Here is a 16,146-nt window from a genome sequence, read left to right as displayed (position 1 = left end):
ATTTTCTTCCTTAGGCCCGCATAGTTTTTTCCCGCGTGAAAATTAGGCCTGCTTTGCGTACCGGTGCTGGTGCCACTTCCATGCGCTCTCGATGATGTCGTCGAGCTCGGCGTACTTCGGAGCCCAGCCCAGATCCCTGCCGATCTTCTCCGAGCTGGCGATCAGGACCGCCGGATCGCCGTCGCGGCGCGGGCACTCCTCCACGGGAATTGGATGGCCGGTCACGCGGCGCGCCGACTCGATCACCTGGCGAACTGTGAATCCCACACCGTTGCCGATGTTGTAGATCAACCGGCTCTGCTTCTCCAGCGCCTCGAAGGCCAGAAGGTGGGCGCGCGCCAGGTCATGGACATGGATGTAATCACGGACGCAGGTGCCATCCGGGGTGGGGTAATCCTGACCGAAGACCTTGATGTTCTGGCGGCGGCCCAGGGCTACATCCAGGATGAGCGGAATGATGTGCGACTCCGGCTCGTGCGCCTCTCCGCGTCCTTCGATTGCCCCGGCGACATTGAAGTAACGCAGACTCGCGTAGCGGAAGCCGTGAACGCGGTTCAGCCAGGACAGCATCTGTTCGACCAATAGCTTCGATTCCCCATAGGCATTGGTCGGGCGCAGCGGAGCGTCTTCCAGGATAGGGGTCGACTCCGGCTCTCCATAAACTGCCGCGGTCGAAGAGAAGACCAGGCGATTCACGCCCGTAGCCAGCATGGCCTCGAAGAGGGTCAGAGTAGTCGCGCTGTTGTTCCGGAAGTATATTTCCGGCTTTTTCATGCTTTCTCCGGCCTCAATAAGAGCCGCAAAGTGCATCACGCCGTCTATACCAGTGTGCAAAACCTTCTCGACAGTGGAACGGTCGGCCAGTTCGCCTTCAATGAACTCCGCACCCGCCGGAACCATCTCCCGCCGCGCGTGGCAAAGGTTGTCGTAAATAACTACGTCATGGTGAAGGTCGAGCAGATGCTTAGCCACGGTGCCGCCGATGTAACCAGCGCCTCCGGTTATCAATATTCGCAAGGCTATTTCCCTCTTTTCTTGCAGTTTTATAAATTAAATGGAGGCGAACTGCCGATAACTTGGAAGTAGGTGTAGTGAAACTATGATCGTTCCTGCCGCCGGCCGCGAGGTGAAAGCCGCGCGAAATCGCCAGAAGTAACGAGGTTTACTTGCGCACTTACAAGAAGGTACGTTTTCCCGTAAAATATTACCAAAGTAATGGATAGTAGCTAGATTTGGAGCCGCAATTGCTGCAGCTTCATCAGCACCCAATATCCTAGCAATAAACGCATCGGCAAGATCGGTACGCCACAAGTTTCAACGACAGGGAAGAAAGTCAGCGATGGCGATCCGTCACGTTTCCCCAGTGAGTGGAATCTGAAGACGTCTAAGTCTTCCAGGCAGTCCGAAGTCCGTGACTTTCTAAAAAATTAAGGCTGGTACCGACGAATATATGGCGAGCAACCCGTTGAATCACTCTAGCTTTGGATTATTGCCTGAGCCGAAAGGCCGGCTTGGATCGTTCGGCGTCAGCATGATCGTGAATGTCGCCATTGGCGCACTTCTGCTGCTCTTTGCCGCGGCGCGCATTCACCAGGTCAAGATGGAGAAGTACAACTCCGCGACCCTCATTTTCCCCGTCGAGCAGCCCAAGCCTTACGTTCCACCGCCGCCGCCGAAAGTGCGAATCGTCGCGCCGCCTCCGGTGATCGAGCCGCCCAAGCCGAAAATAGAAACGCCCAAGGTGATCGAGCCGCCCAAGATGGCCGAGGTCACGGTGCCAACTCCTCCCATGCCCAAGATTGCTCCGGCGCCGCCCAAAGCGGTCGCGCCGCCTCCGCAACCGAAGGTGGGAGTCTTCAATAGTCCGACACCGACCGTAGTCGCGAACAATACTGCCGCTCCTACTCCGAAAATGGGCGGCTTTGGAGATCCGGTTGGCGTACGGCCCAATGCCGACGCCAACAAGCCAGCGACCATAGCAGCGGTCGGCTCCTTCGCGGGAACTCCCGGCACGAGCGAGGGCGCAGGCGCAGCTCGCAAGGGAAGCGTCCAGGGCGTTGCCTTCGGCTCCGGCGTCGCCAACGGAGTAGCCGGCGGAAAAGATACCCGCGCCACGGTAGCCTCCGCAGGGTTCTCCAACGGTATGGTTGGCGGAGCCGGCCGGCCCGGCACAACCGGTGCCGTCGCCCAGAGCGGATTTGCCGGGACCGGCTTCGGTCAGGCCACGCCGCGGCCGATGGCCCAGCAGGCAGCGGCTTCCACCCCGATCGTCGTGATTTCGAAGCCCCGCGCGGCCTATACCTCCGAAGCGCGGCAGCTGAAGATCGAGGGCGACGTCACGCTGCAAGTGAAATTTACGGCCGAGGGGCAGGTGCAGGTGCTGCAAATCCTTAACGGTCTGGGACACGGACTGGATGAACAGGCCAAGGTTGTGGCGCAGGGAATTCGCTTCAAGCCGGCGATGAAAGATGGGCACGCGATCGATGAAGTCACCGTAATCCGTGTGAGCTTCCAGCTCGCCTGAAATCGGAGACTACCGGACTGCTGACGCCAGCCCGGGCAGAGAGTCCAATGCGTTGCGTGGCCGCGTACCAGCAACGCCATGCCTTGCGGCAGGGGATGAAGCCCAAATCCCTGTACATTTTAGATTCGGACCACGCACGACGCGAACGAGTATGTTTGATCAGGAGCCTGTAAATGCATTTGCGCAAGTTTTTGTCCTTGGGGTTTGCACTTTGTCTCAGCGTGAGCGCCGCTCACGCGAAGAAAGCGCCTAAGTACCCACCGCCGGTCCCCCTTACCCCCGAGCAGGCGGCCCTGGTCGACAAAGCCAGCGCGAATGAAAAGGAGACGGTCAAGCAGATCGAGAAGAGCACCCCTCTGGTCCAGACCTACATCCAGAACATGCGGCCCGATACGGCACTCTACGCCGTGCCCATGTCCGACGAGTACAGCATCGCCCGCGTCGATTTCGGCAAGACCTTCGACGCCAACGCCTATCAGACACGCAAAACGGCTGGACGCGGCTTCTTCAAGGGCAGCTTCAAGTTCATGTCCGATCTGACCAAAAGCTTTCACATCGCCTATTCGGCGACCGGCTTCATGGACATGATGTTCATCGATCCGGTGGGCTTCGACCAGCAGCACTACCTCTTCAGCTATGTCCGCCGCGACTTCCTGGGCAGCGTGCGCACCATGGTCTTCGACGTTCGCCCGCGCCCCGAAGTCAAGGGCGCAGGACGCTTCTTCGGCCGCATCTGGATCGAAGACCGCGACGGGCACGTCGTCCGCTTCAATGGAACCTATACCGGCAGCAAGGACGACGAAGTAGCCCACTACTACCACTTCGATAGCTGGCGGACCAACATCCAGCCGAACCAGTGGCTGCCCAGCGCCATCTACGTCGAAGAGTCCCAGCTTGGCGAATCGAAGAAGAACTTCGGCTTCCGCGCTCAGACCTATTTCTGGGGCTACTCGCTGAAACTTCCCTCACACGAGGCGGATAGCGAATCGGTCGAAGTGGAAAACGCCCAGGATCAGAGCGGCCAGTCGCAGGACGTAAGCCCCCTGCAGGCGCAGCGCCAGTGGGTCCGCCAGGCCGAGGACAACGTTCTCGACAGATTGACCCAGGCCGGACTGCTGGCTCCCCCGAGCGACTTCGACAAGGTGCTGGAGACGGTGACCAACAACATCGTCATCGGCAACAAACTCGTCCTGCCCGACGATATCCGCTGCCGCGTAATGCTGACCACGCCGCTCGAGTCTCTGGCCGTCGGCGACACCATCCTCATCAGCAAGGGGCTGGTCGATGTCCTGCCCTCCGAAGAGGATCTCGCCGCGGTGCTGAGCTTCCAGCTTGCCCACATCGTTCTGGGCCACCACATCGATACCCGCTACGCCTTCAACGACCGGCTGCTCTTCCCGGACGAGGCCACCTTCCAGCGCATCACCATGAACCATTCCAACGTGGATAACGAGGCCGCCGCCAAGAAGGCCGTGGAGCTGTTCAACAACTCCGTCTACAAGGACAAGGCCGGCAGCGTCGGCCTCTTCTTCGCACAGCTGGGAACCCGCCAAAAGGCTCTCACCTTCCTGCTCACCCCGCGGCTGGGAGATTCCCTGGTCAAGCAGGATGGCACTCCGTGGCTGGCCGGCCTGACGCAGGGCGCGCCCAAGCTCAACATGGACGACCTCACCCAGATTGCCGCGCTTCCCCTCAACAGCCATCTCCGCATCGACTCATGGGACGACAAGGTCTTCCAGTTGAACGTAAGGCCTGCTCCCCTCATCAATGCGCGCGACAAGATGCCGTTCGAGGTCACCCCGATCTTCTACCGGTTGCAGCGGTACCAGCCGCCAGCAGAGCCGGTACCGGCGGCAGCTCCGGCCTCCGATGCTCCTGCTTCTGCTGCTCCGGCTCCCGCGCCGGCGGCCGATGGCACAGCCGCTCCGCCGGCCGGTGCCGCCCCGCCGCCGCCCGCCAATCCTCAGTAGAATCCGGAGTAGCCTCGGGGATGCGCTGGCGCGAATCTGCCCGGCGCATCTCGAGATTGTTAGGCTCGGGTAGCAAGGACACATCGTACTTTTGCAATCTGGAGAAGTGAATTGTGCTTAAGAAAATTCTGATCCTGACAGCGATGCTTGGATCGACAGCGGCCTTCGCACAGGTGGCGCCCTCCGCAGTGGGCGGAAATGCCGCTTTATGGGTGGGTGGTGAGATCTCCAGCTTTAACTCCGACTATGCTTCCACCAGCCGGCTGGTGGGGCCCGGAGCCTTTTTCGATCTCAATGTTACCCGCAAATTGGGAGTCGAGGGAGAAGCCCGCTGGCTGCATTACAAGGGCACGGGCGGAGAAACACAGGGCGATTATCTCGGCGGCGTCAAGTATCGCGTCTACCGCTTCCACAAATTCTCACTCAACGCCAAATTTCTCTTAGGCGGGGTGTGGATTCACTACCCCTTTGACATCGGCAACGGCAGCTACTTCGCCTACGCGCCCGGCGCATTCGTCGACTACCGCCTGACTCGCCACCTCGCAGTTCGCGGCGACTATGAATACCAGATCCTGCCCTCGGCTCCCGGACTCTATCCGGGCGAATCCAACGGACTCCACCCTACTGGATTCAGCGTGGGCGTCGCCTACCGAATCCTCGGTTCTCACTAAGTAATTCGGGCACATTGCAGCGCATCGCGAACGTGCTCGGTACAAGACCCAGTTCAAAGAAGGTTCTGAAAAAGGAACCGGGGCGGTAATTCCGATGATTCAAAGACGGGTTAGCCGGTCGTAAATCTCTCCAGGGTAGGTGAGGGCTCCAGCCCTCACATTTCGGAGATTCCGGGAAGAGGCTTTAGCCTCTGAGGTGCTGCGGCATCGGGCCAGATCACCGAGGTACCGTCGAATCGTCGGTTTTCTCGCCTACTCAGAAACTCTCTTTGCCGAAGATCCAGCAGAAAAATAGAGAACGGCCGAGCCTCCAACCCCTCACCTCTTGAAATAGGAAATCAAAGCCACAAACAACAAGGCCGCCGGCAGAGGGATGCCGGCGGCCTGAGATTACTACGAGTTTAGAAGTGGTAGGCTATGCCGATGACCGGGTCGTTGAGATTGTAGTAACGATTGGTCCGCAGGTTGGCCTGGTTGAAGCTCGGAGTCTTCACGAAGATACCGCGGTATTCCGCCCGGATATCGAAGCTCGGGCTGATCTCGTAGGCGATGCCTCCGCCGTAGAGCGCGCCGATATTCGTGCTCTGGCTCAGGTTCTGCAGCTGCGTCTTCTGGTCGTCGATCGGACCATAGATGTAGCCGCCAACGCCGGCTTCCACAAACGGATTGAAGTTCTTGTAGGCGAAGCTGTACACATACGCACCCGAGAGTTCCTGGAAGCGATCGTGGACCAGAACATTATTCGTCGGGTTGATGAAGTGCTGCAGCTCCTGCGCGTACTGGTAGTTCAATTCCAGCCCGCTGCGCGGGGTTAACAGGTAGCGATAGCTGAGCAATACGCCGTAACCGACGGTCGCATGCAGCTGCACTGCATTTCCGGCGATAAAGGTCGGGATAAGAGCCGATCCGCTTACGCTGATATCCTGGCGGCTCTCCTGAGCCAAACACGCTACTGCCATAACGGGCAGTAGCAACAGCACCAACAGACTCTTCTTCATTCGTTCGTGAACCTCTGGCCCGCCTGGGCGGGCGTAATGCCTCTGCGGCCGATGAAAATATGTGGTGCCGCGAGAAAACCTCCGGTCCACTCTGGCAATTGTACCTGTCACACCGTAATTCGACAGCATCCGACTGGGGAATCGGACTTGAATCTAACCCATTAGACTTCAGGGAGCTATCGGCCGGTAGCAGAACGGCGCACCATTCTCGTGAGATACCGACTTCACCACTTTCAGGAATGCCTCTGCGGCATGGGAAAGCGTCCCCTGGCGGCGATGAACCAGCAAAAGCTGCCGCTCGATCTTGAGCTCGGGAACATGCACCCGCACCAGCTCGCCACGCGCCAACTCCTGCTGCACGGTCAGCCCCGGGACCAGGGCCACGCCATTGCCCATGGCCACGAAGCGCTTGATCGCCTCCAGGCTGGGCAGCTCCACATACATATTGAGAGGCGTTTTGTGCTTCTCGAAGAGCTCGATGACCCGGCGGCGCAGCGGAGAGACCACATTGTGCGCCATGAAACTCTCCGCGCCCAGCTGACGGATGGCCACCTTCTTCTCGCGGGCCAGCGGATGGCGGGGATCGACCACGAAGACCACCGAATCGTTATATACAGCGGTCGAGCGAAGCTGCGAATCCGGAGGGTGAAAGGTGAGCATGCCCAGCTCGACCGATCGATCCAGCAATTGCTCCGGGATGCGGCTGGCCAGCGCCCGCTCGACCAGAACGCTGACGTGCGGGCAGAGGCGGCGGAATTCGTCGAGCACCGGCAGCAGATAGAGGCAGGTGTATTCGTTGGCCGCGATGTGCAGCCGTCCGCGCTCCAGCGAGCGCAGCTCTTCGAGCGCGCTGGTCGCCTCTCCGCGCAGTTTCAGCATGCGCTGCGCGTATTCGCGGAGCAGCTCCCCGGCCGCGGTCAGCGTGCCCTCGCGCGAGCTGCGCTCGAAGAGCGGCTCGCCGATCTCCTCCTCCAGCCGCCGGATGGTGTGGCTGATCGCCGGCTGAGTTCGGTGCAGGCGACTGGCCGCGCGGGAAAATCCCCGCTCTTCGATCACCGCCAGGAAGGTTTCAAGTTGAGACAGGTCCATAAGCGAAAACGGCAACCCCGAGTGCTATTCGCCAAACTATAAACGATTTCTATCGATTCGGTAGAAATTATAAATTTGAATCATGTTCCAGATTTTGGCAGACTAAAGATCAAGCAGGTAATGTCGATGGCACAAGATCGCGTTGATTTCTTCGATACCACGCTCCGGGACGGCGAACAGTCGCCGGGCTGCAGCATGACCCAGCCGGAAAAGCTGGAGATGGCGCACGCTCTCGCCGATCTGGGCGTAGACGTTCTCGAGGCGGGCTTCGCCATCTCTTCGGATGGAGATTTTGCCGCCATCGAGAGCGTGGCCCGGGAGATTCGCGGCCCGATCATCACCTCCCTGGCGCGCGCCAGGCACGAGGACATCGAGCGCGCGGCGAAATCCTTGGAACGAGCCGAGCGAGCGCGTATCCATATCTTCCTGGCCAGCTCCGACATTCATCTCCAATACAAATTGAAGATCAGCCGCGAAGAGGCTCTGGAGGCCGCAGCGCGGTCCGTCGCCCACGCCAGGACGCTGGTCGATGAAGTCGAGTTCTCTCCGGAAGATTCAACCCGCACCGACCCCGATTTCCTCTGCCAGATCGTTGCCGCCGCGATTGGATCGGGCGCAACCATCATCAATATGCCCGACACCGTCGGCTACGCCATCCCCAGTGACTACGCGGCCATGTTCCGCATGGTCCGCGAGCGGGTCCCCGGCGCGGATAAAGTGACATTCTCGGCGCACACCCATGACGACCTCGGCCTGGCCGTCGCCAATGCCCTGGCCGCCATCGAAGCCGGAGCGCGGCAGGTGGAGTGCACCATCAACGGCATCGGTGAGCGCGCCGGCAACGCAGCACTCGAAGAGATAGCCGCGGCGCTCCACGTCCGCGCAGACCGCTTCCCCGTTCAGCACGGACTGAAGCTCGACCATCTTTATGGAGTGAGCCAGTTGCTGGGCCGCACCATCAGCTTCGCGCCGTCACCCAACAAGGCGGTGGTGGGTAGCAATGCTTTCGCACACGAGGCGGGCATTCACCAGCACGGCGTGCTGTCGAACCCTTTGACCTACGAGATCATGACGCCGGCCTCGGTCGGCGTTCCCGCCAACCGCATGGTGCTGGGCAAGCACTCCGGCCGCCATGCGCTGCGCTCGCGGCTCGTCGAGCTGGGATATCATCTGCAGCCCGCCGACCTCGACATCGCCTATCGCGCCTTTACCGAACTGGCCGATCGGAAGAAGTCAATTTACGACCAGGATCTGATCAACCTCGTAGCTCACCACGAGCGTCATCACGACCTGATTGCGCAAGAGCCTGCATACAAGCCGAATTAGACGGCTGCGTTCCACACATTGGAGAGAGAAATGAAGTTGAAAGTGTTGGTTGTTGCTGGAGATGGCATTGGGCCGGAAGTCACAGGCGAGGCAGTACGCGTACTGCGCACCGTGGCCGAGCTCGGTGGCTACGACTTCGAATTTCGCGAGGCGCTGATTGGCGGTGTCGCCATCAAGCAGCACGGCTTGCCGCTGCCGTCCTCCACGCTCGATGCTGCTCTTGAAAGCGATGCCGTCCTGCTGGGCGCGGTCGGCGGCAATGAGTTCAATTCCCTCCCCCCGGACCGCCGTCCCGAGGCCGGCTTGCTGCAGCTGCGCCAGTCCCTCGGGGGCTATGCCAACCTGCGGCCGTCGTTCGCGTGGCCCGCACTCGCCTCGAACTCTCCGCTGAAGGCGGAAGTCGTAGATGGCGCGGATATCCTCTTCGTCCGCGAGCTCCTGGGCGGCCTCTACTTCGGCGAGCCGCGCTCCTGGGATCGCGAAGCCGGCTCGGCCTGGAACACCATGCGCTACACCCGCGATGAGGTCATCCGCGTCGCCCGCGTGGCCTTCGAACTCGCCGGCGCGCGCCGCAAGAAGGTCACATCGGTCGACAAGGCCAATGTCCTCGAGGTCTCGCAGCTCTGGCGCGCCACGGTGACCGAGCTGGCCTCACAATATCCGGACATCACGCTCGAACACCAGTACGTCGACGCCTGCGCCATGCACCTGATGAATACACCGCGCAACTTCGACGTGGTGCTCACCGAGAATCTCTTCGGCGACATCCTCTCCGACGAAGCCGCGGTCATCACCGGCTCGCTGGGCATGCTGCCTTCGGCGACGCTGGGTGGCACGGTCAATTTATATGAGCCGGTCCACGGCTCCGCGCCCGACATTGCAGGCAAGGGCCTCGCCAATCCACTCGGCGCGATCCTCACCGCGGCCATGGTGCTGCGCCACTCCGCCAAGCTCGAGCAGGATGCACAGGCCGTCGAAACCGCGGTGCGCAAAGTTCTGGAGCAAGGCTACCGTACCGCCGACCTCGCTCGCGGGCAATCGAAGATGGGCGTCACCACACAGGAGATGGGCAAGCACGTCCACCAGGCGCTCAACGAGATCATCGACCGCCGCCAGGCCATGCACGCCGTCTAGGTGCTGGCCGCACGGGCGGGAGCGCGCGTTGCGCGCCAAAGAACGCATTCGCAACAGTTGGAGTTACAAATATGTCCGCACCAAAAACATTATTCGAGAAAGTCTGGGAGTCGCACCTCGTCGCCGAACCGGCGAACGAGCCGGCCCTGCTTTACATCGACCTGCATCTCGTTCACGAAGTCACTTCACCGCAGGCCTTCGAAGGTTTGCGTCTGGCCGGCCGCAAGCTGCGCCGCCCCGATCGCACTGTAGCGACGGTCGACCACAATGTTCCCACCACGAAAGACCGGCTGATCATCGCCGACGCCATTGCCGCCAAGCAGATCGATACGCTGCGCAAGAACTGCGCGGACTTCGGTGTGGAGCTCTACGACGTGCAGTCTCCGCAGCAGGGCATCGTGCACGTCATCGGTCCGGAACTCGGATTGACCAAGCCCGGCATGACCATCGTCTGCGGCGATTCGCACACCTCCACGCACGGAGCCTTCGGGGCGCTGGCGTTTGGCATTGGCACATCGGAAGTGGAACACGTGATGGCCACGCAGTGCCTGCCGCAGTCGAAGGCCAGGACCTTCCGCATCGCGGTCGAAGGCGAGCTGCCCGACGGCGTCACTGCGAAGGATGTAGCCCTCGGCATCATCGGCCGCATCGGCTCCGATGGAGCCACCGGCTACGTCATCGAATATGCTGGCTCAGCCATTCGCTCGCTCTCGATGGAAGGCCGCATGACGGTCTGCAACATGAGCATCGAGGCAGGCGCGCGCGCCGGCATGATTGCTCCCGATGAAACAACCTTTGCCTATCTCAAGGGCCGCAAGTTTGCACCGCAGGGCGCGGATTGGGATAAGGCCGTCAGTGAATGGAAGCAGCTCGCCTCAGATGCCGGCGCGAAATATGATCGCGAGCTCATCATTCCCGCCATCGAGCTGGCTCCTTACGTAACCTGGGGCACAAACCCGGGCATGGTAATCGCGGTCACGGATGCCGTTCCCGATCCTGCCGCGACCCAGTCCGACTCCGATCGCCGCGGCTTTGAGCGCGCACTCGAATACATGGACCTGAAGGCCGGTACTCCAATCGAAGAGATCACCATCGACCGCGTATTCATCGGCTCCTGCACCAACTCGCGCATTGAAGATCTACGCGCCGCGGCCAAGGTCGCCGCCGGTCATCATGTGCACGCCAGCGTCAGCGCTATGGTCGTGCCTGGCTCGCAGCAGGTAAAAGCACAAGCCGAGCGCGAAGGACTCGACCATATCTTTCGCGAAGCAGGATTCGAGTGGCGCGAGCCCGGCTGCTCCATGTGCCTGGGCATGAACCCTGACATCCTGCAGCCCGGCGAACGCTGCGCCTCCACCAGCAATCGCAACTTCGAAGGCCGCCAGGGACAAGGCGGACGCACGCATCTGGTAAGCCCCATGATGGCCGCTGCGGCCGCCATCACCGGCCGCTTCACCGATGTGCGCACCTGGGAATTCAAGAAGCCAAGTGGGGAATTCAAGAAGGCAGAGGTATTGGTTTAATGCAGGCATTTCGCACACTGACCTCGAAGGTGATGCCGCTCGACCGTGTCAACGTCGATACGGATCAGATCATTCCCAAGCAATTTCTTAAACGCATTGAGCGCACCGGCTATGGAGACTTCCTCTTTTTCGACTGGCGCAAGGATGCGAGCTTTGAGCTGAACGACCCGCGCTACAAGGGCGCGCAGGTTCTTGTTGCAGCAAAGAACTTCGGCTGCGGATCGTCGCGCGAACACGCGGCGTGGGCGCTTTCCGATTACGGATTCCGCTGCGTGATCTCATCGAGCTTCGCCGATATCTTCTTCTCGAACGCCGGAAAAAATGGAATTCTTCTCGTCACGCTGCCGGAAGACGAGGTTCAGCTGCTCCTCAACCGTGCAGCGTCGACGCCGCATTACAGGCTGACCGTCTCCCTCGAAGACCAGACCGTAAAAGATGACGAGGGATTCTCCGCATCCTTCACCATCGATCCCTTCCGCCGCTATTGCCTGCTCGAAGGGCTCGACGACATCGGCCTCACCCTGCGCCACGCAGACGCGCTCGACAAGTTTGAACAAAAACATAACGCCGACTTCTGGTTGGCCCCTAAAGCGGAAGCACAAGCAGGAGAGACGGCGCACGCATGAGCAGCAACGGCACGCATAATCCGAAGAAGTACAGCATCCCTTTGACCGAGGGACCGAACCGCGCGGCGGCACGCTCCTACTTCCGCGGCATAGGCTTTACGAAGGAAGATCTGCACAAGCCGATCATCGGCATCGCCAATACATGGACCGAAATCGGCCCATGTAACTTCCATCTTCGCCAGATCGCCGAAGCCGTGAAGCAGGGCATCCGCGAGGCCGGCGGCACTCCGATGGAGTTCAACACCATCACCATCTCCGACGGCATCACCATGGGCACCGAAGGCATGAAGGCCTCACTCGTCAGCCGTGAGGTTATCGCCGACTCCGTCGAGCTGGTCGCGCGCGGCAATCTCTTCGATGGCCTCGTCGCCATCGCCGGCTGCGACAAAAATATGCCCGGCACCGTGATGGCGCTCGCCCGCCTCGACATTCCCTCGCTCATGCTCTACGGCGGATCGATCAAGCCCGGCCACTTGAATGGCAAAGACATCACCATTCAGGACGTCTTCGAAGCCATCGGCTCTCACGCCGCCGGCAGGATCGACGACGCCGGTCTCGAAGCGGTTGAAGCCGCGGCCTGTCCTGGCGCAGGCGCATGCGGCGGCCAGTTCACCGCGAACACCATGGCCATGGCCTGCGAATTCCTCGGCATCTCGCCCATCGGATTGTCCGGCGTGCCTGCCTTCCTCCCCGAAAAACTTGCTGCCTCGCGCGAGGCCGGCCGTCTGGTCATGGAGCTGGCAAAGAACGATCTGCGCCCCAGCAAGATCATCACGCCGCGAGCCATCGAGAACGCCATCGCCAGCGTCGCTGCGTCCGGCGGATCGACGAACGCCGTGTTGCACTTCCTGGCCATCGCTCACGAGATGGGAATTCCGCTCTCGATCGATGATTTTGACCGCATCAGCTCGAAGACTCCGCTGTTGTGCGACCTGAAGCCCGGCGGCAATTACGTTGCCGCGGATTATCATGCCGCCGGCGGCAGCCGCCTGCTGGCCAAACGTCTGATTGAAGCCGGCCTCATCGATGGCTCGGCCATCAACGTCACCGGCAAGACCTTGAATGAAGAATCCGCTGATGCCACAGAAACGGCAGGGCAGCAGGTCATTCACGCGCTCAACGATGCCATCAAGCCGACTGGCGGGCTCGTCATCCTCAAGGGCAATCTCGCGCCTGAAGGCTGCGTGATCAAGGTTGCCGGACACAAGCGCCTCGATCATCGCGGCCCCGCTCGTGTCTTCGACACCGAGCAGGATGCATTTCATGCCGTTGAATCGAGCCAGATCAAGCCGAACGATGTCATCGTAATTCGCTATGAAGGCCCCAAGGGCGGCCCGGGCATGCGCGAGATGCTGCAGGTCACTGCCGCCGTCGCCGGCATCCCCGAGCTCAGCGATACCGTCGCTCTGCTCACCGATGGACGCTTCTCCGGAGCCACGCGCGGCCTCATGGCCGGCCACGTAGCGCCGGAAGCAGCCGACGGCGGCCCCATCGCCGCGGTGCGCGAAGGCGACATCATCCACTTCGATATTCCCAACCGCAAGCTGTCCGTCGAAGTTGCCGACAACGAGCTGGCAGCACGCATGAAGACGTGGCAGAAACCCGCGCCGAAGTTCAACCGCGGAGTCTTCCGCAAGTACATCAACACGGTTTCGTCGGCATCGCAAGGCGCCGTCACTCAGTAGCACCAGTTGCCAGTAGTTCGTCTCCGCTCGTCAGCCGACCCGTCTTTCGACTGGAGACCCAAAGCAAAGAACTGGGAACGCAAAAGGAGGCACGAGATGGATAAGACAGACGAATCGAAGAGCACGACCGCACGCTTGACCGGCGCCGAGATACTCTGGGCAACGCTTGAAGGCGAAGGCATTCGCGAAGTCTTCGGCTATCCCGGCGGAGCCATCCTGCCTGCCTACGATGCGCTGCGCAAGTTCCCCATCCGCCACATTCTCGTTCGCCATGAGCAGGGCGCCGCTCACATGGCCGATGGCTACGCGCGCGCCTCAGGCAAAGTAGGCGTGGCCATCGCGACCTCCGGGCCTGGCGCAACGAATCTCGTCACCGGCATCGCCACCGCCATGATGGATTCCATTCCGATGCTTTGCATCACCGGCCAGGTTTCGAGCAAGGCGCTCGGCTCCGATGCATTTCAGGAAGTCGATATCACCGGCATCACTCTGCCCATCACCAAACACAACTACGTGGTCACGCGCGCCGAGGACGTTGCGCCTGCGATCCGCGAGGCTCTTCGCGTGGCCGTGTCGGGCCGTCCCGGTCCGGTGCTCGTCGACATCACCAAGGATGCGCAGCAGGGCGCGGCATCCTTCGACTTCGCCGCAGCAGCGCCGGCGCCCTACCGGCCGCATCCCATGCTGCGCTCGGAGAGCGAGTCCATCCTCAAATCCGCTGAACTGATCCGCGCTGCGAAGCGGCCGGTCATTCTCGCAGGGCACGGCGTCATCCAGTCCAACGCGCGCGAACAGGTGTTGGCTCTCGCTGAGCGCCTGCAAATTCCCATCGCCACAACGCTTCTCGGTCTGGGTGGCATGCCCGCAACGCATCCCTTGCAGCTCGGCATGATGGGCATGCACGGTGAAGCGTGGGTGAACCACGCCATTCAGCAATCGGACTTGCTCATCGCCTGCGGCATGCGCTTTGACGACCGCGTGACCGGGACTCTTACCACCTATGCGCCGAATGCCAAGAAGATTCACATCGAGATCGATCCGGCGGAGATCAACAAGAACGTGAAGGTCGACGTCGCTCTAATCGGCGACCTCGCCGAGATGCTTGAAGTTCTGCTGCCGCATCTCGCTCCCATCTCCGGCGAATCTGCGTGGCCGCGCGAAGTAAATGCGATGAAGGGCGAGTGCGCCGTGCGGGATATTCAGAACCTGCCCGACACCGGCCACCTTTACGCAGCGCACGTCATGCATGACCTGTGGCACGCCACCGGCGGCAAGGCCATCGTCGCCACCGACGTGGGCCAGCATCAGATGTGGGAAGCCCAGTATTACAAGCACGAGGAGCCGCGTTCGCTCATCACCTCTGGCGGCCTCGGCACGATGGGCTTCGCTCTGCCCTCCGGCATCGGTGCAAAGGTCGCATGTCCCGAGAAAGAGGTGTGGGTCATCGCCGGCGATGGCGGCTTCCAGATGACCGCCTGCGAGCTATCCACGATTGCTCAGGAAAACATCGACATCAATATCGCGATCGTGAACAACGGATATCTCGGCATGGTGCGGCAGTGGCAGGAATTTTTCTACGACAAGAACTACGAGTCGTCGCCCATCCTCAGCCCCGATTTCGTCAAGCTGGCCGAGGCTCACGGCATTCCCGGCGCAACAGTTCGCACCCGCGCCGAGGGAGTCGCAGCGGTCAAGGCCGCGCGAGAACGTAAGGGTCCGTTCCTCATCAACTTTCTGGTCGAGAAGGAAGACTCGGTCTACCCTATGATTCCCGCCGGCTCGGCGCTGCATGAAATGATTCGCAGGCCCGGCAATAATCCGCTGATCGAAACAGCGCAAGACGTATAGAACGAAACGAAGTTATCGCAAGAGACACGTCATTCTGACGACCAAAGAGAGGAAGAATCCCGGCAATATTTCTTCGCTGCTACGCCCGGATTCTTCACCTCGCTCAGGACAACGGCCTCAATCACCAGACCCAGGAAAGATTTGTAACCGCATGCTGCACACATTTGTCGCACTGGTAGAAGACAAGCCCGGAGTTCTTACCCGCGTTGCCTCGCTCTTCCGCAGGCTGAACGTGAACATCGTCTCGCTCACCGTCGGACGCTCGGAGAAACCCGGCGTCTCGCGCATGACGATCGTCTCCGACGCCTCCCCGACCGCGGGACATCGCATTATGGCGAGCCTCTATAAGCTCGAAAACATTCTGCAGGTAGACAACGTGGGCCTCGCGTCCTGCGTCGTTCGCGAACTCGCGCTCATCAAGGTCGCGGCTACGCCCAAGACTCGCTCGCACATCTTCGAGCTGGCCGAAGTCTTTCGCGCGCGCATCGTCGACCTCGCGCCCGAATCGCTGATGATCGAGATCACCGGCGTCGAGAGCAAGATCGAAGGACTGATTCAAGTTCTGAACGAGAGCGAAGATCGAATTTTAGAGGTCTCACGGACAGGACGCATGGTCATGCGGCGCGGACAGCACACCAGCCGCGTGCTCGATGCCATGCGCGCTCCCACCACGGAAGCGGAAGAGCTTCCGGAAGAAGAGATTGCCGAGGAAGAAGCCGATTTGCCCCAATAATTCCGGCATCGCTCGGGAT

13 protein-coding genes are annotated in these 16,146 nt (G+C 60.7%); 10 read left to right on the top strand and 3 right to left on the bottom strand.

The window, feature by feature from the left end; genetic code table 11:
* Positions 1–42: 42 nt before the first annotated feature.
* Positions 43–1,017, bottom strand: a complete 975-nt coding sequence (gene galE / locus XX99_RS00700; RefSeq protein ID WP_050057465.1) for a UDP-glucose 4-epimerase GalE — start codon at positions 1,015–1,017, stop codon at positions 43–45.
* A gap of 472 nt (positions 1,018–1,489) precedes the next feature.
* On the opposite strand from galE, the gene XX99_RS00695 reads away from it, so the two are divergent.
* The 3 genes from XX99_RS00695 (at position 1,490) to XX99_RS00685 (ending at position 5,165) form a co-directional block, all read left to right on the top strand.
* The gene (locus tag XX99_RS00695) at positions 1,490–2,524 is read left to right on the top strand and encodes an energy transducer TonB (protein WP_184084451.1); all 1,035 of its coding nucleotides are present in this window, start codon (positions 1,490–1,492) and stop codon (positions 2,522–2,524) included.
* A gap of 173 nt (positions 2,525–2,697) precedes the next feature.
* Positions 2,698–4,494 carry a M48 family metalloprotease gene (locus XX99_RS27035; protein ID WP_050057463.1) on the top strand — a complete coding sequence of 599 codons (1,797 nt, stop codon included), beginning with the start codon at positions 2,698–2,700 and terminating at the stop codon, positions 4,492–4,494.
* A 113-nt stretch (positions 4,495–4,607) separates the two neighbouring features.
* Positions 4,608–5,165, top strand: coding sequence for an outer membrane beta-barrel protein (locus tag XX99_RS00685; RefSeq protein ID WP_050057462.1), 558 nt, complete (start codon positions 4,608–4,610; stop codon positions 5,163–5,165).
* Positions 5,166–5,566: 401 nt separating this feature from the next.
* Here the strand turns inward: XX99_RS00685 and XX99_RS00680 are convergent, their stop codons facing one another.
* Positions 5,567–6,163, bottom strand: a complete 597-nt coding sequence (locus XX99_RS00680; protein ID WP_050057461.1) for an acyloxyacyl hydrolase — start codon at positions 6,161–6,163, stop codon at positions 5,567–5,569.
* A 168-nt stretch (positions 6,164–6,331) separates the two neighbouring features.
* Positions 6,332–7,252 carry a LysR family transcriptional regulator gene (locus tag XX99_RS00675; RefSeq protein WP_050057460.1) on the bottom strand — a complete coding sequence of 307 codons (921 nt, stop codon included), beginning with the start codon at positions 7,250–7,252 and terminating at the stop codon, positions 6,332–6,334.
* Positions 7,253–7,378: 126 nt separating this feature from the next.
* Between XX99_RS00675 and XX99_RS00670 the strand changes: the two genes are divergently transcribed.
* The 7 genes from XX99_RS00670 (at position 7,379) to ilvN (ending at position 16,127) form a co-directional block, all read left to right on the top strand.
* Positions 7,379–8,578 (top strand): 2-isopropylmalate synthase, encoded by a 1,200-nt coding sequence (locus XX99_RS00670; protein ID WP_082125224.1) that lies wholly within the window; start codon positions 7,379–7,381, stop codon positions 8,576–8,578.
* 30 nt (positions 8,579–8,608) lie between these two features.
* Entirely contained in the window at positions 8,609–9,712 is a 1,104-nt protein-coding gene (leuB, locus tag XX99_RS00665; RefSeq protein WP_050057458.1) for a 3-isopropylmalate dehydrogenase, read from the top strand.
* Between the two features lie 71 nt (positions 9,713–9,783).
* Positions 9,784–11,235, top strand: coding sequence for a 3-isopropylmalate dehydratase large subunit (gene leuC / locus XX99_RS00660; RefSeq protein WP_050057457.1), 1,452 nt, complete (start codon positions 9,784–9,786; stop codon positions 11,233–11,235).
* Positions 11,235–11,861, top strand: a complete 627-nt coding sequence (gene leuD / locus XX99_RS00655) for a 3-isopropylmalate dehydratase small subunit (protein WP_050057456.1) — start codon at positions 11,235–11,237, stop codon at positions 11,859–11,861. The genes leuC and leuD overlap by 1 nt, the downstream gene beginning before the upstream one ends.
* Positions 11,858–13,546: a dihydroxy-acid dehydratase gene (ilvD, locus tag XX99_RS00650; RefSeq protein ID WP_050057455.1), complete on the top strand. Its 1,689-nt coding sequence runs from the start codon at positions 11,858–11,860 to the stop codon at positions 13,544–13,546. Before leuD ends, ilvD begins: the two co-directional genes overlap by 4 nt.
* Before the next feature lie 96 nt (positions 13,547–13,642).
* Entirely contained in the window at positions 13,643–15,394 is a 1,752-nt protein-coding gene (gene ilvB, locus XX99_RS00645; protein ID WP_050057454.1) for a biosynthetic-type acetolactate synthase large subunit, read from the top strand.
* Between the two features lie 151 nt (positions 15,395–15,545).
* Positions 15,546–16,127, top strand: coding sequence for an acetolactate synthase small subunit (gene ilvN / locus XX99_RS00640; RefSeq protein WP_050057453.1), 582 nt, complete (start codon positions 15,546–15,548; stop codon positions 16,125–16,127).
* The last annotated feature ends 19 nt before the right edge of the window (positions 16,128–16,146 follow it).

This window comes from Silvibacterium bohemicum, assembly GCF_001006305.1.
GTDB classification, from domain to species: Bacteria; Acidobacteriota; Terriglobia; order Terriglobales; family Acidobacteriaceae; genus Silvibacterium; species Silvibacterium bohemicum.
This window is presented reverse-complemented; position numbering and strand designations above follow the sequence as displayed.

Bases quoted from the DNA above. Each gene is read 5' to 3' on its own strand.
- XX99_RS27035 (WP_050057463.1), top strand. From the start codon at position 2,698: ATGCATTTGCGCAAGTTTTTGTCCTTGGGGTTTGCACTTTGTCTCAGC.
- XX99_RS00680 (WP_050057461.1), bottom strand. From the start codon at position 6,163: ATGAAGAAGAGTCTGTTGGTGCTGTTGCTACTGCCCGTTATGGCAGTA.
- XX99_RS00675 (WP_050057460.1), bottom strand. From the start codon at position 7,252: ATGGACCTGTCTCAACTTGAAACCTTCCTGGCGGTGATCGAAGAGCGG.
- XX99_RS00670 (WP_082125224.1), top strand. From the start codon at position 7,379: ATGGCACAAGATCGCGTTGATTTCTTCGATACCACGCTCCGGGACGGC.
- leuB (WP_050057458.1), top strand. From the start codon at position 8,609: ATGAAGTTGAAAGTGTTGGTTGTTGCTGGAGATGGCATTGGGCCGGAA.
- leuC (WP_050057457.1), top strand. From the start codon at position 9,784: ATGTCCGCACCAAAAACATTATTCGAGAAAGTCTGGGAGTCGCACCTC.
- leuD (WP_050057456.1), top strand. From the start codon at position 11,235: ATGCAGGCATTTCGCACACTGACCTCGAAGGTGATGCCGCTCGACCGT.
- ilvD (WP_050057455.1), top strand. From the start codon at position 11,858: ATGAGCAGCAACGGCACGCATAATCCGAAGAAGTACAGCATCCCTTTG.
- ilvB (WP_050057454.1), top strand. From the start codon at position 13,643: ATGGATAAGACAGACGAATCGAAGAGCACGACCGCACGCTTGACCGGC.
- ilvN (WP_050057453.1), top strand. From the start codon at position 15,546: ATGCTGCACACATTTGTCGCACTGGTAGAAGACAAGCCCGGAGTTCTT.